The 20,573-nt window shown below is 70.9% G+C and carries 17 protein-coding genes and 1 tRNA gene; 11 read left to right on the forward strand and 7 right to left on the reverse strand.

The genetic code is table 11. The annotated features are described in order from the left end of the window. A partial coding sequence (locus VM889_01100) for a hypothetical protein (protein HVL47136.1) occupies window positions 1-1,453 on the forward strand: 1,453 nt, incomplete at its 5' end. Window positions 1,454-1,550: 97 nt separating this feature from the next. Here VM889_01100 and VM889_01105 read toward each other — a convergent pair. The 3 genes from VM889_01105 to VM889_01115 are packed head-to-tail and all read right to left on the reverse strand — an operon-like array spanning window position 1,551 to window position 3,023. Next, on the reverse strand, window positions 1,551-1,721 hold the full coding sequence (locus VM889_01105; protein ID HVL47137.1) for a hypothetical protein: 171 nt from the start codon (window positions 1,719-1,721) through the stop codon (window positions 1,551-1,553). Continuing rightward, window positions 1,721-2,089 carry a VOC family protein gene (locus tag VM889_01110; GenBank protein ID HVL47138.1) on the reverse strand — a complete coding sequence of 123 codons (369 nt, stop codon included), beginning with the start codon at window positions 2,087-2,089 and terminating at the stop codon, window positions 1,721-1,723. Before VM889_01110 ends, VM889_01105 begins: the two co-directional genes overlap by 1 nt. 4 nt (window positions 2,090-2,093) lie before the next feature. Next, window positions 2,094-3,023 carry a hydroxyacid dehydrogenase gene (locus VM889_01115; GenBank protein HVL47139.1) on the reverse strand — a complete coding sequence of 310 codons (930 nt, stop codon included), beginning with the start codon at window positions 3,021-3,023 and terminating at the stop codon, window positions 2,094-2,096. A gap of 58 nt (window positions 3,024-3,081) precedes the next feature. On the opposite strand from VM889_01115, the gene VM889_01120 reads away from it, so the two are divergent. From VM889_01120 to VM889_01130, 3 genes are read left to right on the forward strand one after another with little or no spacing between them, the layout of a single operon-like run. Beyond that, window positions 3,082-3,702 carry a translin family protein gene (locus tag VM889_01120; protein HVL47140.1) on the forward strand — a complete coding sequence of 207 codons (621 nt, stop codon included), beginning with the start codon at window positions 3,082-3,084 and terminating at the stop codon, window positions 3,700-3,702. Between the two features lie 57 nt (window positions 3,703-3,759). Then, window positions 3,760-4,401 carry a hypothetical protein gene (locus tag VM889_01125; GenBank protein ID HVL47141.1) on the forward strand — a complete coding sequence of 214 codons (642 nt, stop codon included), beginning with the start codon at window positions 3,760-3,762 and terminating at the stop codon, window positions 4,399-4,401. A gap of 52 nt (window positions 4,402-4,453) precedes the next feature. Next, a complete protein-coding gene (locus VM889_01130) occupies window positions 4,454-6,181 on the forward strand; it encodes a hypothetical protein (GenBank protein HVL47142.1) in 1,728 nt (575 codons plus the stop codon). Here VM889_01130 and VM889_01135 read toward each other — a convergent pair. Continuing rightward, window positions 6,162-7,295, reverse strand: a complete 1,134-nt coding sequence (locus VM889_01135; protein ID HVL47143.1) for a glycosyltransferase family 4 protein — start codon at window positions 7,293-7,295, stop codon at window positions 6,162-6,164. The two genes, VM889_01130 and VM889_01135, sit on opposite strands and share 20 nt — an antisense overlap. Window positions 7,296-7,884: 589 nt before the next feature. On the opposite strand from VM889_01135, the gene VM889_01140 reads away from it, so the two are divergent. Next, window positions 7,885-8,622, forward strand: coding sequence for a hypothetical protein (locus VM889_01140; GenBank protein ID HVL47144.1), 738 nt, complete (start codon window positions 7,885-7,887; stop codon window positions 8,620-8,622). Here the strand turns inward: VM889_01140 and VM889_01145 are convergent. Next, entirely contained in the window at window positions 8,553-11,246 is a 2,694-nt protein-coding gene (locus VM889_01145; protein HVL47145.1) for a ribonuclease R family protein, read from the reverse strand. The two genes, VM889_01140 and VM889_01145, sit on opposite strands and share 70 nt — an antisense overlap. Before the next feature lie 83 nt (window positions 11,247-11,329). On the opposite strand from VM889_01145, the gene VM889_01150 reads away from it, so the two are divergent. The 3 genes from VM889_01150 to VM889_01160 all read left to right on the forward strand — a co-directional run bounded on the left by VM889_01150 (window position 11,330) and on the right by VM889_01160 (window position 13,608). Next, a complete protein-coding gene (locus VM889_01150; GenBank protein HVL47146.1) occupies window positions 11,330-12,895 on the forward strand; it encodes a hypothetical protein in 1,566 nt (521 codons plus the stop codon). Window positions 12,896-12,946: 51 nt separating this feature from the next. Next, window positions 12,947-13,031 (forward strand) — tRNA-Leu (locus tag VM889_01155). A 76-nt stretch (window positions 13,032-13,107) separates the two neighbouring features. Next, the gene (locus tag VM889_01160; protein HVL47147.1) at window positions 13,108-13,608 is read left to right on the forward strand and encodes a hypothetical protein; all 501 of its coding nucleotides are present in this window, start codon (window positions 13,108-13,110) and stop codon (window positions 13,606-13,608) included. Here the strand turns inward: VM889_01160 and VM889_01165 are convergent, their stop codons facing one another. Next, a complete protein-coding gene (locus VM889_01165) occupies window positions 13,609-15,810 on the reverse strand; it encodes a hypothetical protein (GenBank protein HVL47148.1) in 2,202 nt (733 codons plus the stop codon). A gap of 129 nt (window positions 15,811-15,939) precedes the next feature. Here VM889_01165 and pyrB point away from each other — a divergent pair, with 129 nt between their 5' ends. Continuing rightward, window positions 15,940-16,881, forward strand: coding sequence for an aspartate carbamoyltransferase (pyrB, locus tag VM889_01170; protein ID HVL47149.1), 942 nt, complete (start codon window positions 15,940-15,942; stop codon window positions 16,879-16,881). Next, on the forward strand, window positions 16,878-17,339 hold the full coding sequence (gene pyrI, locus VM889_01175) for an aspartate carbamoyltransferase regulatory subunit (protein HVL47150.1): 462 nt from the start codon (window positions 16,878-16,880) through the stop codon (window positions 17,337-17,339). The genes pyrB and pyrI overlap by 4 nt, the downstream gene beginning before the upstream one ends. On the opposite strand, the gene VM889_01180 is transcribed toward pyrI, so the two are convergent. After that, window positions 17,340-17,558, reverse strand: a complete 219-nt coding sequence (locus VM889_01180; protein HVL47151.1) for an SDR family oxidoreductase — start codon at window positions 17,556-17,558, stop codon at window positions 17,340-17,342. A gap of 1,863 nt (window positions 17,559-19,421) precedes the next feature. Here VM889_01180 and VM889_01185 point away from each other — a divergent pair. Continuing rightward, window positions 19,422-20,567, forward strand: coding sequence for a hypothetical protein (locus VM889_01185; GenBank protein HVL47152.1), 1,146 nt, complete (start codon window positions 19,422-19,424; stop codon window positions 20,565-20,567). Window positions 20,568-20,573 lie beyond the last annotated feature (6 nt).

The following is a 20,573-nucleotide window of genomic DNA, read 5'->3' on the forward strand; positions in this document are numbered from 1 at the left end:
CTCCTACGGGGACTCGAGCCACCCCTCCGCGGTCCGATACGACCCGTCGAACCCCGACCCCTCGCACGTCGTCACCCAGAACATCGCCATCCTCGGCCATCTCGCCTACACGTCAAGCTACCACCGCGACACCGGTGGCAACGCCCCATGGCTCCTTCCGGGCCAGCACGACGTTGCCGCTTGGTACGGCAATTGGCTCGACGACGGCGACGGCGAGATCGAGATCGAAGGTCTGTACGATGCGAATGGAAACGGCGCGGGGAATGCCCCCGGAAACGAATTCCATGCGCGCTCCGAGCAGGTCCTGGCGTGGATCGAGCCCGGAAGCCATCCGACCTCGACGGATCCTCGCCGACCGATGACGCACGAGTACGACATCGAATACAACCGCAAGGCGAACCAGCTCCACGGCGCCCACGCGAACGTCCTCTTCCTCGACGGGTCGCTCCTCGAGCCCTACGTCATCGAAACGCTCGCCGCCGGCATCGCCAAGCCCGACGAAGCCAACGGGCGCCCGTTCACGATCGCCCCCGGTTCGCTCCTCGACGTGGATCGGTACATGGCTCTCGCGCCGGGCCCCGTCACGACCCTGTATCAGGCGGCGGCCTCGCCCTTCGTGAATGCGATCAGCACGCCGGGCGCGAACATGTGCCCGCGCAATTGCGTCGTCCCGCCGCTCCCGATCGCCCCGCCGCTCGGCGCGATGGACGTCGTGTTCTCGCCGTACGAGCACGAGCTCGGGAACGGCCCCCGCGCCGCGCAGCCCGGCCGCGGCCAGGACTACATCGACGACTGGCACGCGTGGATGGACGTGCTGCCCGGGATGACGCACCCCACCGGAGGCGTCGGCGCGCTGCGCAAGACCTACCCGTTGCCCGGCCTCGCGTACGACGGCGGGATTGCGATGCCCCCCGGCTTCTTCCATCCGGAGGTCCGGGTCGGCGCCTGGAAGGACTTTACGCGCGACGGCCACGTGGGACGGGTTCTCGCCCAGGACGCCTACGAAGGCGGAAACCGTCCGAGCCCCGACGACTACTATGACCATCATGGCGAATGGGTGCCGATCAGCGGGAAAGCCGTCGGGCCGCTCGGATTCCTCCTCACGCCGGAGACCGACTGGGGCCCGGCCGGCGTGTTCCGCTTCGGCCACCAGGGACTTCCGCAGACGAACGGCTCGCCGTGCCTCGCCACCGCGCCGCCCACGACGCTCTGCGTCTCCGACCTGACGCGGAACCCGAACTGGATCCGCGGCAGCGACCCGATCCTGATCCCGCCGAGCGGATCCGGCGCCGGTCACATGTTCATGACCGACTACCTGTTCTTTCCGCAGGGAACGTCCATGGGCGGCTTCGAGGTTTGCTTTGGCCCGCGCGACGTCACGTTCGAGCGCCCCGACGGATCGACGGTCACGGAGCGCGTCTCGGACTGCGACTGGGTCGGCAGGCTGGTCTAGCGGCCCGCCGACGAAACCGTGGATTGCGTCGCCGGCGAGCGCGCGGCGCAACCGGGCCGCGCGTGCGGACCTCGTCTCCGCTCGCTCCGCTGGCTCGCTAACAACAGCGCGCTTGGCGGGCCCACGGGCGCTCGAGGTCGCCGGCCGCGAAGGCGAGCGTCTCGTCGCCGACCGCGACGAGGAGCGTGCCCGCGGCATCGAGCGCGAGGACGACGGTGCCGCGCTCGCCGGTCGCGCGCACGAGCACGTCGTCGCCCGCAGCGAACATCACGCCACCTTCTGGCGGATCTCCACGCGGTTGCCGCTCGGGTCGACCGCGAGGAAGCGGCGGTGGCCTTCGAGGGGCGAGGTGTCGTGCACGCGGTACCGCTTCGCGGTGAGCGCGCGGCGGAGCGTCTCGGCGTCGTCGACGAGGATGGTCGCCTTCACGTCGGTCGAGTGCGTGAGCGTGGCCGTCGCGACGAGCACGAGCACCGTGCCCTTCGGGCCCACGAAGCGGAGGCCCGTTTCGCCGGGCTGGCGCATCGTCTCGCGCAGGCCCAAATACTGGCCGTAGAACGTGCGCGCGGGGATCTCCTGCCCCTTCGCGAGCGGGATCGGCGCGGGCGCCGCGAGGATCTCGAGGGCGCGCGGCATCGGATCACGCGACGCGGAAGTCGGGCTTCTCGCCCGCGAGGACCTTGTTGACCTGCTCCGCGACGTCGCGGCCCGCGCGGTCCTGCGCCTCGCGCGTCGAGGCGCCGACGTGCGGCGCGAGGCGGATCTCGCGGATCCCGAGGAGCGGCGAGTCCTTCGGGAGCGGCTCGGTCTCGAAGACGTCGAGCGCGGCGCCCGCGAGGTGGCCGCTCTTCACGGCCTCCGCGAGCGCGTTTTCGTCCACGATGCCGCCGCGCGACATGTTGAGGAGGCGCGCGCCCTTCCTGAACTGGGCGAGGAGCTTCGCGTTCACGAGGTGCTTCGTCTCGGGCGTGAGCGGGACGTGCAGGCTGACGTAATCCGCGCGCGCGACGAGGTCCTCGACGCGCGTGAAGCGGTCGCCGGGGCCGCGGCCCTCGGGGACGTAGGGATCGTAGAAGACGACGCGCATGCCGAACGCCTTCGCGATCTCGGCCACACGGCTCCCGATGCGGCCGACGCCGACGAGGCCGAGCGTCTTGCCCGAGAGTTCGGAGCCCATGAAGGCCTTCTTCTGCCACTCGCCCTGGCGCATCGAGGCATCCGAGGGCGCGAGGTGGCGCGCGAGGTCGAGCATGCGGCCGATCGTGAGCTCCGCGACCGCGTTCGTCGCGGCGAGGGGCGCGTTCACGACGGCGACGCCGCGCTCCTTCGCGGCGGCGAGGTCGACGTTGTCGACGCCGACGCCCGCGCGGCCGACGACCTTGAGCCGCTGCGCGGCCTCGAGGACGGCGCGCGTCACCTTCGTCTCGCTCCGGATCACGAGCGCCTCGTAATCGCCGATCGCGGCGACGAGCTCCTCGGGCGAGAGCTTCTTCTCCTCGACGTCGTGACCCGCCGCGCGCAGGGCGTCCACGCCTTCCTTCGCGAGGGGATCGGAGACCAGGACCCTCATGCGCGGGCGAACGTCCCCCCGACGTTAAAGTTAACCGCCTCCCTGGCGATCGCCCCGCGTGCCCTCCGGGAGCCTCGCGAACCTGAGCGCGATCGCGGACGACCTCATCCGGGACCTCGACGCGAAGGACGCGGCCCGCGAGCGCGCGATCGCGCTCTCGCGCGAGACCGTCCGTCTGTCGGGCGCGGCGATCCGCGCGGTGCAGCGCGGCGAGGACGCCGACGCGGCGCTTGCGGAGGCGCTCGCTTCGGGTCGCCGGCTCGCGGACGCGGTCGAGGGCCACATGGAGCTCGCCGCGGCCGGTTTCACGGAGAACGCGCAGCAGGAGGTCGCGGAGGCGGCGATGGTCGTCGCCATCGCGAAGGATCGCCCGCTTCCGCGCCCGCGCGACCTCCCCGTGACGCCGCAGGCGTACGTGCTCGGCCTCGGCGACGTCGTGGGCGAGCTGCGGCGGCTCGCGCTCGCGGACGTCGTCGCGGCGGACGAGAAGCGCGCCGCGCGCCATCTCGCGATGATGGAGGAGGTCCTCGACACCCTGCTGCGGTTCGACTACCCCGGCGCGCTCGTCGAGGTCCGCCGCAAGCAGGACGTGGCGCGCAGCCTCGTCGAGCGCACGCGCGGCGAGGTCGCGGTCGCGCTCGTGAGCGCGCGCCTCGAGCAGCGCCTCCGCTCCGTGTGACGTGTCACGCCGCGGGGTTACACCAACGTTATCCCGGCCGCGGACCCTTGCCGGGCGATGTCCCGTCGCGCGCTCGTCCTCGTCCTTGCGCTCCTCGCGTCGTCGCCTGGCCTCGCCGCCGCCGAGGAACCCCTCGACGTCGTTCCAGAGCCCTCCGTGGAAAGCGGCGCGGCGTCGAACGGATGGACCCACCGCAACAAGACGGTCGAGACGCACCACCGCCAATCGACCGAGTGGCGCAACGTCTCGTGGGGGGTCCCCGCCGCCTCGCTCGACGTGCGCGCGCGCCAGACGACCACCGACGACTGGGGCAGGGACGAAAGCGGCGACGCGCGGTACGACTGGCACTCGCACACGACCGAGCGCCATGCGAAAATCTCCCTCCGCGTCCTCACGACGGACGTCTCGCAGGAGATCCTCGTCACGAACTCGACCCGCCGCGTGGCCCATCATCTGGGCGACGACCGGGACCGCAGCCGCGAGAGCCACTACGCGCTTGCCGCCCCGGGCGCGGCGGGCGCGGCGGGCGGATGGTCGATGCGCGAGCGCGGGGACGTGGACCAATGCCGGGCCTGGATCGTCGGCGCCACGTCCGTGACGCTCCACGACGCCGCGTGCCTGCCGACCCCGAACGGGCTTGCGTGGCCCGCCCCCGCGCAGGACGGCTTCCGCGCCGCCGGCCACGACCTTCTCCCGTAGCGGTCCGCCGAGCGGCGAAGCCTTATAAATCGGCCGTCCGCTTTCCGGGCGGATGCGCCTCAGGACGCTCGCCCTCTCGATCGCCCTTCTCGCGACCGTCCTCCCCGCGCTCGCCCCCGTCACGACCGCCGCGTCGCTCGTGCCCGTCGTCAAGAGCCTCGAGTCTCACTACGGCCCCGAGGCCTGGAAGGACGAGCGCGACACGATGGGCGACGCGCTTGCGGCCTCGAACGCGCCCCCGCTTCCCGCGGGCTACACGGGCGTCTACGACAACCCGTACGACGGCCGCCCCCACCAGGCGCCGGGCGTCGCGAACGACTGGGGCCTGAATCTCACGGCGTTCGTGGAGATCCAGGACGGGAACGGCCGGCCCATCGCGCCCGTGACCGGCGCGTACCTCCTCCGCGCGCGCATCGAGGGCCCCGCGGGCGTCGGCGTCATCCCCGCGAAGCTCACGAAGATCTCCGCGAGCCTCTTCAAGGCCGAATTCGACCTCGACGGCGAGCGCGTCGTGCCGGGCGTCCGCTCCACGCGACCGCTGCCCCCTTCGGGCTCCTATCCGATCGTTTTCGAGGTCGTCCACGTCCCGTCCGACCCCGTGCTCGGCGTGCGCCAGACCGTCGCGAGCGCGACGCACGGCGTCCGCGTCTCGAGCGCCTTCGCGAATCTGCAGGGCATGGACTTCCCCGCCGCGCGCCTCCCCGAATTCACCGAGGTGAGCGGCCACAACCTCACCCCGCTCTACCCGACGCCCGTCGATCCCTCGCGCAAGCTGAACGTCGTCTTCGCGTTCGGCGAGGCGCACGCGGACGCGGTCATCGTGGCCGGCGCGGCGCGCAAGGCGACGGTGCTCAAGCAGGGCGTGACCGACGCCTTCGGGCGCATCGAGGCGACGATCGACCCGGGCGCGATCCTGGAAGGCGCGCGCTCGGGCCTCGTGATCGTCGAGGGCCACCTCAAGGGCTCGAACAGCACCGTCGGCAATGCGGTCGTCGTGCTCCCGGTCACGAGCCACGCCGTGAACATCACCGCCGTCGAGCTCGTCGCGCGCGGCGTGAACGGCGGCGAGGTGCGCGAGCTCGGCACCCTCGAGATCACCGCCACCGACCGCGACGCCGCCTCGACGCCCGCGGAGGCGAGCCGCCGCGGCCAGCTCCTGCTCCTCAAGGCCGGCGGCACGGAGGTGTTCGCGAGCGCGGAGTTCGGCCCGCCCACGGCCGGCTCCCCCACGGTCCGCAAGGCGACGGTCCAGGCGAACGACGTCCGGGCCGAGGAGGGCACGAACCCCTACTCCCTCGTCGCCATCTTCACCGGCAACGACAACCGGTTCTACGGTCTCGCGACCGCCGAGCGCGGCTACGACGTGACCCTCGAGCCCATTCCCCCGCTGCACCCGCTCGAGCAGGGCGTCCTGCGGATCCACATCCGCAACTTCGCGACGAACCACGACGCGGTGGAAGATTCCGGCCTCGCCCTCGGCGTGCGCGTCGAGGTCGAAGGGCTCCCGGGCGGGAAGACGCACCTCCAGCAGGTCGTCGTCGGCGAAGGCCGCGACGAGATCCTGGAGATCCAGTTCGTCTCCGAGACGACGCAGGAGCTCACGATCCGCGTCAACACGACCGGGGCCGAGTTCGGGATGAACCGCGAGATCTCGGCGAGCGTCGTGCCGACGCCCGGCGCCTTCGACCTGCTCGTCCAGCGCCTGCCCGTGCCCGGCGTCGCATCCGCCCTCGCGGTCCTCGCGCTCGCCGCGCTCGCGCTCAGGCGCCGCGCGCCTTGAGCACGCGCGCGTAGACAGCTTCGAGCCCGTCCACCACGGCCCCGATCGTGAAGTTCGCGAGGATGCGCGCCCGCGCCGCCTCGCCGATCGCCCGCGCGCGTTCGCGGTCCGAGACGAGATCCGTGATCGCCCGTCCGAGGTCCCGCGCGTCGAGCGGCTCCGCGAGAAGGCCCGTGACGCCGTCCTCGACCACCTCGTGGACGCCCGGGATGCGGCTCACCACGACCGGCTTGCCGCACGCCTGCGCCTCGAGCGCGGCGATGCCGAAGGCCTCGAGGCGCGACGTCGACGGGAGCACGCCCACGTCCGCCGCCGCGTAGTAGGACGGAAGATCGTCGTGTCGGATCCGGCCCGCGAAGACGACCTTGCCCGGCGCATCGCGCGCGAGGCGCTCGAGACGCGCGCGCTCGGGGCCGTCCCCGACGACGACGTGCGCGACGTCCGCGGGGGTATGCGCCGCCGCCCGCACAAACGTGTCCACGCCCTTGTGGTGCGTGAGGCGACCCACGAAGAGCGCGACCCGACGGTCGCCGAGGCCGTGCCGCTCGCGCGGGCCGCGGCCGTCGAGGCCCGGCCGGAAGCGCTCCGGATCCACGGGATTCGGGACCACCTCGACGTCCGGATGCCTCCAGAGCGAGCGCGAGGTCGCCGCGTACGTGCGCGTCGTCGCCACCACCGCGTCCGCCAACGCGACCGTCGAGCGGCCGAGGGTCCGCCTGAACACCTCGACGACGAGCGGGCCGTAGAAGGCGTTGATCTCGAGATCGCAATGATGCGTAAGCACGTGCGGAAGCCCGAGCCGGCGCGTCGCCCGCGAGGCCTGCCACGCCGTGACCGGGGGAGGCGAATGGGTGTGCACGACATCGAAGCCCCCCGAAGCGAGCGCCTCGCCCACGCCCGCGAGGACGGGCGTCGTCCACACGTTCGCGCGCATCGGAAGGCGGACGACGTCGAAGCCGTCCCGGCGCTCCCGCGGCGCGGTCCCCGCAAGACGGCTCGTCAGCACCGTCACCGCGCGGCCCCGGCGCGCGAGCTCCGTCGCGACCGACTCCACGTGCGATTCCACGCCGCCCACGTGGGGCGAGAAATACGGCGCGACCAGACCCACCCGCACAAACCGCCGCGACGGCGACCCGACGGAAAAACCTTGGCGAGAACAAGACGACGGTGACCGGGAGCCGGGCGTCGGGTGCCGGGACCGGGAGCCGGGCGTCGGGACCGGGACCGGGACCCGGGCGTCGGGACCGGGACCGGGAGCCGGGCGTCGGGACCGGTGCCGGGACCGGGAGCCGGGACCGGGTGCCGGGTGCCGGGCGTCGGGTGCCGGGCGTCGGGTCCGGGACCGGGACCGGGACCGGGACCGGGAGCCGGGACCGGGTGCCGGGTGCCGGGTGCCGGGCGTCGGGTGCCGGGCGTCGGGTCCGGGACCGGGACCGGGACCGGGACCGGGGGCGACCGGGCCACGGGACGCGGCGTCCCATCCCGGGAAGGAACATGAGTGTGACGCCGCAGGGACCCGGGACTCGAGGCAAGGGAGGTAGGCAGGCAGGGTCAGGGAAGCGACCCGGGTCCCGCGGGCACACCCCAGACTCGCCCGGGGGTTAGTTAAGGGCTCTCGGACGAGCATCGAAGCGAGGAAGGCAGGGCGCGGGAGGGTCGCCGGATCCCTGGCCTTTATGAAGGACCCCGTCGTCTGCGGCTTGATGGTCGAAGCCGTCCGCATCCTCGTCGCCCTCGGGTTCTTCGGGGGCTTCGCGCTCTACGGTCTGCACGCCTTCACGCTCGGACGGGCCCTCCGCAAGGAGGAGCTGGACACCCAGCAGACGACGGGGTGGATCCCCTTCGTCGTTGCCGCAGGTTTCCTCCTCATCGCGGCCCTTGCGGCCGCCGCGCTCAACCTCCGCCTCCTCCCGGGCGACGTCCTCGGCCTCAACGTCGTCCTCTCCTCGCAGATGGCCGCGGGCATCGTCCTCCTCATCGGCATGCTCAAGCATCGCTGCCCCGACGGTGTCGACCCGTCCGCCGGGCGCACCGCGAGCGGCATCCTCCTTGCGGCCGCGCTCGCGACGATCCCCGTCGCCGCGATGCAGGGCGCCTCGGCGATCGGGTTCCAGGTCCAGGTCGCGATCGCGGTCAACATCGGCACGATCGCGGCGGCGACGAGCCTCCTCGCGTGGCACGTCCGCGCGAGGGGTCTTACGGGCTCCGCGCTCGCCGCGAACCTCGCGGTCGTCGGCGCGAACGCGCTCGTGGTCTTCCTCTTCGTCCGCGCCGCGCTCGCGGCGGCGCCCGAAGACACCCAGATCCAGCTAAGGCTCGTCTCGGGCTTCTTCCTCGTCCTCGCGGCCGGTTTCGCGGCGCCCGCCTTCGGTCAGCTCGCGGCCGGGTCCGCTTCCGTCGCGGCCGAAGCCTCGCGCGCGGCGACCCGCCCCTCGACGTAGTCGCGGCCGCGCAGCACGACGGGGATCACGTCCCCGAGGCGGAGGCGGACGCGCACCATCTCGCCCTTCTCCTCGTCCCACAGGTCGCGCCAGTTCTTCGCGCTCACCTCGCGCTCGATCTCGGGGCGGTCCACGGAACCCGCGAAGAGCATGCTGTCGGCGTCGTCGACGGCCCACGGCCCGCCCGCGAGGTCGGAGGTCGGGAGGCGCGCCTCGAGACCTCCCTCGAGCGTCAGGAACACGCCGCCCTTTGTGATGCCGCTCACGCGACCCTTGAGCGTGCCGGACCACCGTGACGTGCGCGAGGCGAACACCATCGAGGCGTTCACGAGGCCGCGCTCGAGCGCCTCGGCCGCGGCGCCCTGCGCGGAGGCGTGCTCGCAGATGGACTCGACCTCGTCGAATCCGTGCGGCGGCGCTTCCCCGCGCAGGATCGCCTTGAGCTGGCGGTGCACGACCGTGTCGGGATAGCGGCGGATGGGAGACGTGAAGTGAGCGTAGCACGTGGACCCGAGGCCGAAGTGCCCGAGATTTGCGGTCGTGTAGAACGCGCGCCCGAGCGAGCCCAGCATCTTCAGGTGGACGAGTTCGCGCATCTCCGGATCGTCGAGGGCCGAGACCTTCGCGAGCGCGTCGCGGAACGGCGAAAGCCACGCCTCGCGCGCGGCCTCGTCGAGCTGCGCGAGGCCGCGCCACGCGGGCTTCGGCGGCGCGTCGGGAGCCTCGATCGCGGATTCGGGTTCCGGGGCGGGCTCGCGCTCCATGCGGAACCCGCCGCCGACGAGCTCGAGCTTGCCCTTCTTGAGCTGCTCGAGCAGGCTCGGCGCCTCGTCCTCGACGACGGCGGGGGCGCCCCCCGCGGCGAGGCCCGCGTCGGATTCCGGCGGCGGAAGCTCGATCGCGACGGGCATCTCCATCGTCCGCATCTGCGCGTTGAAGCGGTCGACCCCCGCGCGATCGGGAATGGGATGGCAGCGATAGGGGAGCGGGACGGCGCGGGCGGTGAGCATGCGCGCAACGGCCTCGTTCGCGGCGACCATGAACACCTCGATCATGCGCGTCGCGGCCGTCCCCTGCCGCTCGATCGCGTGGACCTCGCTGTCCGTGAGGCGGATCTTGCGCTCGTTCGTCTCGAGCGAGAGGCCGCGGCGGCGCGCCCCGACGAGCCGCGCGAACGCCTCCATCGACGCATAGGGCTCGTCGCCCCGCGCGATCGCGTCGTCGACCTCCCCGTAGGAGATGTTCTCGGCGACGCGGATCACGGATTCGACCGCGCGCTCGGAGACGACCGCGCCCGAGGCGTCGTATTCGAGGATGACGGTCATTGCGAGGCGGTCGACGTTCGCGTTCAGCGAGCAGAGGTCGTCCGAAAGGCGCGAGGGGAGCATCGGCAGGACGCCGATCGGGAGGTACACGCTCGTTCCGCGCTTGCGCGCGTGCCCGTCGAGGGCGGAATCCTTGGCGACAAACTCCGCGACGTCCGCGATGTGGACCCAGAGCGTGTGCGTGCCGTCGGGGTTCCTGCGGTACGAAACGGCGTCGTCGTGGTCCTTCGCGTCCGCGGGGTCGATCGTCCACGAGGGCAGCGCGCGGAGGTCCTCGCGGCGCGCGAGGGTTTCGGCCGGAATCGAATCCTCGAAGCGGGCCGCGGCGCGCTCGATCTCGGGCGGCGTCGCGAGGTCGAAGTACATCTCGTTCAGGACGCGCCGCGCCGCGATGAGCTCGATGACCTCCTTCTGCGTCATGAGGCCGAGATCCACGAGGAACTCGCAGAACACGCTCGAGTTCGAGACCCCCTGCGCGCCGGTCCAATCGAGCGCGAGCCACCGCGCGTCGTTCCAGAGGCTGTAGCCGTCGATCGTGGTCACGTGCGTGCCGGCGAGGCCGACCTCGCCCGTATCGCGGTCGTGGAGGATGAACGAGGCGTAGACCCGCTTCAGGAACTGGAGACGCGCGCGGTCGTCGTCCGTGAGCTGGAGGTCGGCGAGCGGAATGCCGCGGTACACGGTCTTCGGGCGCGCCCACTTGTCGGTCTCGTCGATGACCTCCTCCGCGACGATGAGGCGCTTCCTGAGCGAACGGAGGCCTTCGATCTCTCGCGTGATCGCCTTGTGCTCCGCGCGGGCGATCGGGCGCCAGAGCTCCGCGCGTCCCGCGACGCGCTCGAAGTAGCCGACGCCGGGCCTCAGGCAGGACTCGAGCGCGCTCTTCACCGCCTTGAGCTGCCCGCGCGAGGGCTCCTGGACGCGGAAGTGCTTCGCGGCGATGGCCTCGGGCGAAAGCGGCTCGGGCTCGTCCGCGACGGCGAACCAGATGTCGCGGTCCGTCAGCTCGCCCGATGCGCTCACGGGCACCTCCTCCACGAGCTTGCCCTTGCCGAACTCCGCGATGAGCTGCCGGAGCCGCGTGGCGAGCTCCGCCTCGGGCAGGTCTTCCGGCACGCGGGCGCTGAGCTTGCGGGCGGTCACGTTCTCGGGGCGGATCTCCTGCCGGCCCTTCGTCGTGAAGAGGATGACGTGGAAGGATCCCTTGCGCTTCACGCGCTCAAGGAAGATGCCGAGGTTCGCGGGCGCCTTGAGGCCGAAGAGACCTTCCTTGAACTCGACGAGGTCCCCCGGCTTCATGCGCGCGCAAGGGCGGGTGTCGGGGATGAAGGTTTCGCGGTCGTACCAGAAGGCGCAATGCGCGGCCCCCACCGCCGACGAGCGTGGCCCGCGTTGTCCCCACGCTCCTCGTCGTTGCCGCGCTCCTTCTCGCCGGTTGCGTCGCGCGTCCGCAGGCGGGGGACCCGCCGGGCGCGACGACGGGCGGGAACGGCCCGCCCGCCTTCGGCGACCCCTTCGCGGGGTGGCCGTCGCCGCGCCGCGACCGGCCCGTCGAGCCTCCGACGCCGCCCGAGGGCGTGGACGTGCACGTGCACGTCGACGGAACGCGCGTCCTCGCGCAGCTGCCGACGCGCTTCCTCGCGACGAGCATCGCGGACTGGTCGCCGCAGCTTTTCGACCCGACGCCCGATCCGACGTGGGTCGCGTACCTCGCGGCGATGCAACCCGCCTATCTCCGGTTCCCCGCGGGACATTCGGGCCAGGATTACCATTGGGACCCGACGAACACCGTGAAGAAGGCGCCCGAGGGCTCGCGATGGGTGCTCTCCGCGGACCGTCTCGAAGCGTTCCTCGACCTCTGCGACGCGGTCGGCGCGAAGCCACTCATCGAGGTGAACCTGAAGCGCGGCACCCCCGCCATGGCCGCGGACATGGCCGAGTGGAACCTCGCGAACGGACGCCGCATCGAGTGGTGGCAGCTCGGCAACGAGCCCGACTACAAGGCGACGAGCTGGAACCGGACGCCCGAGAGCCACGCGCGCGACTCCGAGCGCTTCGCGGCCGCGATCGCGGAGGTCGACCCCCGCGCGAGGTTCGCGGGTCCGGAGGTCATGACGCCCGCGGCGGTCACGGGCATCCGCGGCCGCGCGGACTGGATGACGCCGTTCCTCGAGCGCAACGGCGACACCGTGGACGCGGTCACGTGGCACTACTACCCGCTCGACTCGGAGCAGACCCGCAACTCGTCCTCCGCGACGCTCACGCGCGCGCACCTTCTGCAGGAGCGCGTCACCGACTGGCCGCCCGCCGGCCTCTCGTACGTCGACGACGCGGGCGCCTACACGCGCGTCCTGCGCGATCGCCACGCGCCCGAGGCGGAATTGTGGGTGACCGAGCTCGGCCCCGATTCGGGCATCAAGGCCGGGAAGGGCGTCGGCACGACGCACGCGGGCGCGCTCTGGGCGAGCGACGTCGTGGGCCGCTTTGCGCGCCAGGGCTTCACCGGCATCTTCCAGTTCCTGTTCAGCGCGAACCCCGGCCACGGCCTCGCGCTCATCGACATGCCGAGCGAGGACGTCCGGCCGATGTACTACGCGTACTGGCTCCACGCGCGACACGCCGCGGGCGCCGCGGTGCTGAACGCCACGGCGTCGGGCGACCCGAAGGTGGCGGCGCACGCGTACCGCGCGCCCGACGGGAGCGTGAAGCTCCTCATCGTGAACCGTAACGACGCGCCGGTCACGGTGGGCCTCACCTCGTCCGTGCGCTCGCTCCCCGCGATCGCGACCGCGTGGTGGCTCGGCGCGAGCGCGCCCGACGCGACGGACACCGCGGTGAACGGCGTGCGCTTCGCGGAGGGCCCCGTCGCGGTGGACGGCGTCCCCGCGCCCCTCCCGGGCGGCGCGCTCACGCTCCCGGGCGCGACGGCCGTGTGGCTCGCGCTCTGACGGGGACCCCGACACTCTTATGACGGGGGAGCGAGGTAGCCGCATCCCCACGCACGGATAACCAAGCCTGGCCAAAGGTGCTAGATTCAGGGTCTAGTCGCGAAGGCGTTCACAGGTTCGAATCCTGTTCCGTGCACTATCGGTGCGTCACGCGTCGGGACGCGGGGCGCCGAGCCGCCATCCTCTTGCACCCCACCGGGCGTGGGGCCGCGATGCGCATGGAGACCCGCAACGTCGCCGCTTCCGTCGTCATCGTGCTCGGCATCGCAATCGCCGCCTACGGGCTCTGGCTCGCCGCGCAACCCATGCTGCTCGAGCCCGAGCACACCGCGCCCCTCGGCGCCGCCGGGGAGGCGCCCGCCGTGCGCGACCTTCTCGCGTTCGGCTCCTTCCAGATCGCCGCGCTCTCGTTCGCCTGGGGCGCGATGGTCGCGGGCCTCGCGCCCGCCGCGATCCGGCGGGGCGACGTGGCCGCGTACGCCGCGCTCTGGCTCGGCGGCGTCGGCGCAGGCGCCGCGACCGCCTACCGCATGGTCGCGGTCGGCGACGCGGAGGGCGCGCTCTGGAGCGCGATCCCGGTGGTCATCCTCGCGGGCGCGCTCTTCACCGCGCTCGGCGCCGTCATCGACTCGGGCCGCCGGCTGCCGGTCGGCGCCCGCAACCCGCCGGGCCAGGCCGCGCGCGAGCGCGAGGATCCGATCCGCAAGGCGTGATCAGACCCGCCGGGCGACGAAGCGCCCCAGCGCGACGAGCCCGGCAAGGGCGACGCCCGCGACGAGCGCGGCCCCCGCGTCGAACGCGAGCCCCGCGCCCGCGGCGCGCGCCGTCGCCGTCTCGCGCCAGGCGCCGAGCCCCGCGACGGCGCCGAGGGCGAGCGCCGGCGCGAAGGCCGCGGCGAGGGTCCGCGCGCCGCGCGTCGCCGCGCCGAGCGCGAAGGCGGCGACCGCCCCCGCGGCGACGGCCGCGACCGGCGGGCCCGGCGGCTCGGCGCCGGGCGCCGCGAGCGACACCGGAACGAAGCCGGCGCTCGCGGCGCCGCCGAAGAGCGCGTCGAGGTTCGAGGGCGCCACGAACACGGCGGAGGGCGCCCGGGCGTCGAGGACGCCCACGACGAGGAACTCCACGTCGCCGCCCGCGCCGGGGATGACGAGCGTCGATCCGACCCCGTGCGCGCCGGGCGTCCCGTCGGGCGCGCGCGTGAGCGGCTCCGTGACGACGGCCGCGCGCGGGCTCGTCGGCAGCACCTCGAAGACCTCCATCGTGGAGCGGAAAGTCTGGGAGGCCTCGAAGAGCGGGGGCAGGTCGGGCGCGAGGCGCGACTCCGCGCCGAGCACGACGACGCCCGCGGGCCGGGGGGAGCCGTCGAGCCGCACGACCGCGTCGTCGGGGAGCCGGACCGCGCGCCACGGGCCCGCGTCCGTGATCTCGTAGGCTTGCTCCGAGACGCGCCCGGAGGCGGCGGCCGCCGAGGCCGAGACGACGGCGCCCGCGAGGACGACCGCGAACGCGGCGGCGGCGAGACCCGCGGCGCCGGCCTCGCGCGGCGTGGCGCGCGCGCCGACCGCGATTGCGACGCCTCCTCCGAGGGCGACGAGCGGCGCGAGCGCGAACGAGAACGACGGCAAGAGCACCCACGCGAGGGCCAGGAGGGCCGTCCCCGCGGCGACGGCGAGCGGCAGGCGGCGCGAAATCTTGCGCGGGAAGGGCACGAGGAGGAGCGCGAGGGCGAGCGCGGCCGCGAGGACGGCGGGAGCGGCTTCGGTCGCGCGGCGCGTCCACGCTTCGAGGGCCTCCACGCGGGCCGTCTCGCGGTGGCCTTCGAGGTCGCGGACGGACAACGCCTCGCGGGCGACGTCGCGCGACGGGCCGTCCGCGAGCGACCGCGCGGCTTCCTCGAGCGCCTCCTCGGCGAGGGCCGCGGGCGCGCCGGGCGCGGTTTCCACAACGCGAGCCTCGGTGATGCGCCCGCGCGCCCCGAAGAGCGCCTGCGCGGTCTCGAGCGAGGCGACGAGGTCGGCGTCGCGGGCGGCCTCGGGGGGCGTCGCGGGCGGCGCGAACGAGAGTCGGCCGGGGACGACCGAGACCGGCGAGCGCGCGTCGGGCGCGGCGGCGCCGGGCCGCGGGGCGTCGACCGCGACGACGCCCGCGACGCCCGGCAACCGCGTGCCGTTCGCCTCGAGCGCGAAGCGCACGGTCCACGTTCCCGGCGCGAGCGTCGGCGCGCCGTCGAGCGCGAAAGGCGGCGGGAGCGCGGTCGCGCCGCGCGGCACCTCGAGGGAGAACGCCGCCGCCACGCGGCCGTCGGGGTCCTCGAACGTCCCGTTCCAACCGGCGGGTCGCTCGTCGCGGCGGAGCTCCCGCACGTCCGCGTGGAAGGCGAGCCGTCGCGCGTCCCTGGGGATCGAGACGCGGAGGACCGTGAGGTTCTCGGCCGCGATGGCCGCGTCGTCGCGGCAGACCTCGCGCTCCGCCGTGAAGCGGGGCTCGCCGCAGGCCTGGAGGAACTCCATCTCGTGGAGCGTCGTCACGGGCGGAAGGACCCGCCGCAGCGCGAGAAGCTCCAGCTCGCCGTCGTGGTCCGAGAGCGGGCGGGCCGCGGTCGAGACCGGCGCGGCGGTGCCGCGGGGGAGGTCCACGCCCTCGAGCCCGACGAGCGTGTAGCCGACGCCCGCGATCTGGACCTCGCCGCGGTAGGCGAAGGCGGCCCGCGACCCCGGGACCGCCGCGAGCATCGCGCGGGCGCTTGCCGCCGGGAAGTCGGTGCGGCCGTCGATCGTCACGACGGCGGGGTGGTCGCCCGGCGCGACCCGGCCCGCGAGCGCGAGCGCGGCGTCGCGCTCGACCGCTGCGGCGCCGAGCGAGCCCGCGAGGAGGAGGGCGAGGGCGAGGCCGACGACGAGGCGGCGGGCATCCACGCGGGGTCCACGCGCGGCCTTCGGCTAAAACGTGGCGGCCGCGCCTTCCGCGCCGAGGACGCAGGGGGGAAACGCCACGGGGGAACGGGCGCGAACATTCATAAGCCGAAGGCCGGTTTGGAGCGCGCCATGACGTCGTTCCGCGGGCGCCACCTCTCGCACATCGCCGACCTCACGGTCGAGGAGATCAACCGGGTCCTCGACGTCGCGGAGACGTACGTCCCCGCGGGCCGGGGCGAAGCCTCCCTCGCGCGCGGCCAGGGCAAGGTCCTCGCGACGCTCTTCTTCGAGCCCTCGACGCGCACGCGGCTCTCGTTCGAGTCCGCGATGGCGCGCCTCGGCGGCACGACCATCAGCGTCGCGCAGCCCGGGCAGACGTCGGTCTCGAAGGGCGAGACCTTGTCCGACACCATCCGCATGGTGGCCGCCTACTCCGACGTCATCGTCCTCCGCCACCCGCAGGAGGGCGCCGCGCGCCTCGCCGCGCAGGTGTCGCGCGTCCCCGTCATCAACGCGGGCGACGGCGCCGGTCAGCACCCGACGCAGACGCTCCTCGACCTCTTCACGATCCGCCGCGAGAAGGGCACGATCAAGGACAACCTGGTCGCGCTCGTGGGCGACCTCAAGTACGGCCGCACGGTGCACAGCCTCGCGAACGCGCTTGCGCGCTTCGGCGCCGAGATGGCGTTCATCGCGCCCGACTCCCTGCAGGTGCCGAAGGACACCCTTGCGCAGCTCGACGAGCTGGGCGCGAAGTATACGCTCGGCAAGCGCGTCGAGGACGTGATCGACCGCGCCGACGTCCTCTACGTCACGCGCATCCAGCGCGAGCGCTTCCCGGACGCGGAGGAGTACAACAAGGTGCAGGGCACCTACCAGATCACGAACGACCTCCTCGCGAAGGCGAAGAAGGGGCTCATCCTCCTCCACCCGCTCCCGCGCGTCGGCGAGATCCACCCCGAGGTGGACGCAACACCGCACGCGAAGTACTTCACGCAGGCCGCAAACGGCGTCCCCGTCCGCATGGCCCTGCTTTCGCTCGTGCTCGGCCTCGAGGAGGGGACGCGATGAAGGAGCTCAAGGTCCAGCCCATCCGCAACGGGACGGTCATCGACCACATCACGCCCAACATGGCGATCAAGGTCCTGAAGATCCTCGGCCTCCCGCGCCCCGGCGCCTCCTCCACGGTCACGGCCGCGATCAACGTCCCGAGCGGCAAGTCGGGCGCGCGCAAGGACATCGTGAAGATCGAGGACCGCGAGATCGACGCGGGCGAGCTCAACCGCATCGCGCTCATCGCCCCCAAGGCGACGATCAACATCATCCGCGAGTACGAGGTCGCGCGCAAGGACGTCGTGCGCCTGCCCGAAAAGATCTCGGGCATCGTACGCTGCACGAACCCGAGCTGCGTCACGAACCACGAGCCCATCCAGTCGCAGTTCTGGGTGAACGGCGCCACGTCGCCCGTGCGCCTCAAGTGCATGTACTGCGACCACGAGGTCTCGGACGTGGCGGAAAGCCTGCGCTGATCAACGCATCTCGGTCCCGCCGTCCACGACGAGGGTCTGCCCCGTCACGAAGCTCGCGGCGGGCGAGGCGAGCCACACGATCGCCTCCGCGATCTCGCGCGGTTCGCCGAACCGCCCGAGCGCGTTCTCCCGCTCGAGTGCGGCCGCTTCCTCCGCGCTCACCTCGTCGAGCCAGGCCGTGCGGACGTTCCCCGGCGCGACGACGTTCGAGAAAATCAAGGAAGCCCTACACGGGGAGCCCACATCAAGAAGCACGGGTTACAACCTCCTGACGGATCACGGCACTCTAAAGGTGTTTCTCCATCCGAGCCACGAGCACCTGCTGAGCCCTTCGAGTGATAGGCGGAAGCCGTTTCAGGATTCGGAAGTAAGGGACCTGAAGGCCCAGCCTTGGCCTCAGATTCGGCGCCCGATCCCCCCGAACCCGCCGGCCCGGGGGGCATGCAGTGAGGTGTAGCGTGATAGGCCGGCGTGCAAATGAAGTTCTGGCACTCCATGGTGACGTACGTGACGAACATGAATAGTCCATCTCCTCCCTTGCCACCCGTCCCTCCTCGGCCTCCTGTAGCGCTGGCGTCGCCACCGCGGCCCCCCACGATACCGGGACCTCCTGGGCCACCTTGCGCGTAAGCTGTTCCTCCCGGCCCCCCTCGCCCACCTCTACCCGCGTCGGAGGTAGTGCTTGCGGCTCGGCCAGGGCCGCCGGGTCCCCCAGTGCCGCCGACGGCCGTGGCATCGCCACCGCGGCCCCCTACGCCTAGCGGGGATCCACCACCCGCGCCACCTGTTTTGTGGTCACCTCCACCGCGACAACCTTCTTGCCCATTCCCGTCCGAATAGGTACCACCGCAGTCCCCGCCGGGCCCCCCTAGATCAGGAATTTCGGGAACGTCTACAGGGTCAAAACTCAAAAGACCTGAGTTAGTTACGAGGATAGACTCAGCGTCACCCCCGTCCCCCCCGCGACCGCCATCAAACGAGCGCCCTCGAATGATGTCGGTAAGGTTAGAAAGGTCTCGGCCCGATCCGAGTCGCAACGCCCCGGATGCTCCGCCAGCGCCCCCTACGGCCTTTCGGGGCTCGAACCCTGAGGAATACGGTGCAAAGATTATATCTCGTACATCCCCCCCTTTGCCCCCGCTCCCGAAGATAATATCTCCGCTGAGAATCATCGATTCTGCATCTATCGAAAGGTCCCCGCCTGCGCCGCCGCGCCCCCCGACATCCGCGGCACCCGAAGGAATCAGCGAAACGGGCCGTTCTAAAGACTGCCCATCTCCACCGGCACCCGTCATCAGAACTCCTGTGACAAAGAGGAAGCCACGCGGCACGTGGAGAGAGATCCCCCCCCACGACCCCCCGGGAGAGCCTCATGCAATGAGGCGGCTATATCGCGCGAGATTCCTTGTGCAGCGATAATATTACCCTCTACGACGAGGAGATCTCGTGCAGACAAAACTATATCATGCCCGTTACCATCTTCGCCCACTCCGCCAATAATTGTCCCCCCAACTACGATTGTATTTGCTTCAAGTATGAAGGCGGCGATTGGCTGGATTTCGACACCAGAAGGGATAATGATCGTGTCATATTCGTAGCGCCCCCCGACAAGGGATTGAGTTACGAATGAACAGGAGGCGAGTGCGAATACACCTGGGACACAAGGAGTTGATGCCTCGCCCGCGGTGGGGGGCACAAGGGCGATCGGAATAAGCAATAGAACACTGATCGCGGCCGGACCACCAATCACGATGCGCAATCCTGCACACGCATAAAACCTATCATTTGGGTGACTGCTTAAGGAGCGATAGCACACGTTAAAGATGTGTTGATTCGGCTTACGTCTGATCACCTTCGTGCATGTTCCCCGCGCCCCAGAAGAAGATACTGGCAGCGAAGGAGCATCCTGACAACTCTGGCGAAGCGAAACACGGGAACGCCACCACCCGTTCCATGCGCCCGATCTTCGAGAGCAATTGAACTTGTTCCCATCCGATGAGCGTGGGTGTTATGCTTGGAACGCGCACAGGGCCTGCCCGTTCAAGTGAACCCTTAAGACACCAAAGTACCTCTTCTTGGCCGGTGTCGGCACGCCTTCCCACCCTGATCATCGTGGCGCTCCTTCCCGCCGCGGGTTGTCTCGCAATTTCGCAACAAGATGCCGGCAGCGGAGGGACTATAGCCGACGGCTCTGGAAGCACGGCACACTGGATCAACGCTACCGCCCGTTCCTTGAGCCTCATCGTCGAAGACAAAGGAGCTTACGGACTAGCGCATGAGAGTGGGAATGGTGCCGTCCAATATACCCGTATCAACGGGCTGAATGTCACTCAGACGGAGCGCCTTCTCCCGTTGGCGGGCGGAGAACGCGTGGAATGGATCGAAGGGGATTTTCAAGGAGGCTGGGCCGCCTATTTGGTCTCGGTAGTTCACGAAGGCTCTGGCGGCGTCACCGAAAGAAGGATTTCTGCAATGGTGCGCAAGCCTTCTGAAAGGCAATGGCACCGCATCGAAATTCCTGCGAATAGCCTACATTCTTCCGCATCAGGTCCAGTGTCCTTTGCGCTCGCGCCTGACGGAACGGCTTACGCACTCGTCTTTTCGATCGCTCCAGAACCCGCCCTCACCTTAGTTACGATCCGAGGAAAAGAGATTCAGTCTGAATCCATTGGACCCCCCTCATTCGGATCGGTGGCGGTCGATACCGAAGGAAAGGCTCGCGTATGCCACTCCGACCGACAGGGAAACGTGATCGAGCGAACTCCGGGAGGAAAATCCAGCCTTATTCACACAGGAAACCCAGGCGAATCCTACCTCTGCGTCTTCGCGATTCTATCCGACGGGAGCGCTAAGGCGGCCTTCGTGGCCCCCCCCGCCTTAGGCTCAAGTTGTTTAATCTACGATCTCTGCACTGGCAGTGTAACCAATCAGCGCTACATGCTGGGAGATCGGGAAGCAAACGGCTCCTGGAATGTCGCCTCTTCGACGATTCCGCTCCATGGCATGCCTCAATTGTCTGAGACACCTGACGGCCGCGTCTACTTCCAGAATCCCGCGAACGAACATCTCGTCGTTTACCAAGTCGAAGCCCTCACCGCGAGTGTCGTAAGGGCCATGGAGTACCGATTCCCATTCTCGACGCCCCGCTCCAATGGGACGACCCCGGCCTGGGCGTACCAACAGATAGAAAACCAGACGATCGTCGTCGAGCCCCTGATCCCCGCGTGACGCCCG

It is taken from the genome of Candidatus Thermoplasmatota archaeon (genome assembly GCA_035540375.1).
GTDB lineage: Archaea > Thermoplasmatota > SW-10-69-26 > JACQPN01 > JAJPHT01 > DATLGO01.

Bases quoted from the DNA above. Each gene is read 5' to 3' on its own strand.
- pyrB (HVL47149.1), top strand. From the start codon at position 15,940: ATGACGTCGTTCCGCGGGCGCCACCTCTCGCACATCGCCGACCTCACG.
- VM889_01105 (HVL47137.1), bottom strand. From the start codon at position 1,721: ATGTTCGCTGCGGGCGACGACGTGCTCGTGCGCGCGACCGGCGAGCGC.
- VM889_01160 (HVL47147.1), top strand. From the start codon at position 13,108: ATGCGCATGGAGACCCGCAACGTCGCCGCTTCCGTCGTCATCGTGCTC.
- pyrI (HVL47150.1), top strand. From the start codon at position 16,878: ATGAAGGAGCTCAAGGTCCAGCCCATCCGCAACGGGACGGTCATCGAC.
- VM889_01140 (HVL47144.1), top strand. From the start codon at position 7,885: ATGGTCGAAGCCGTCCGCATCCTCGTCGCCCTCGGGTTCTTCGGGGGC.
- VM889_01115 (HVL47139.1), bottom strand. From the start codon at position 3,023: ATGAGGGTCCTGGTCTCCGATCCCCTCGCGAAGGAAGGCGTGGACGCC.
- VM889_01130 (HVL47142.1), top strand. From the start codon at position 4,454: ATGCGCCTCAGGACGCTCGCCCTCTCGATCGCCCTTCTCGCGACCGTC.
- VM889_01125 (HVL47141.1), top strand. From the start codon at position 3,760: ATGTCCCGTCGCGCGCTCGTCCTCGTCCTTGCGCTCCTCGCGTCGTCG.
- VM889_01145 (HVL47145.1), bottom strand. From the start codon at position 11,246: ATGAAGCCGGGGGACCTCGTCGAGTTCAAGGAAGGTCTCTTCGGCCTC.
- VM889_01110 (HVL47138.1), bottom strand. From the start codon at position 2,089: ATGCCGCGCGCCCTCGAGATCCTCGCGGCGCCCGCGCCGATCCCGCTC.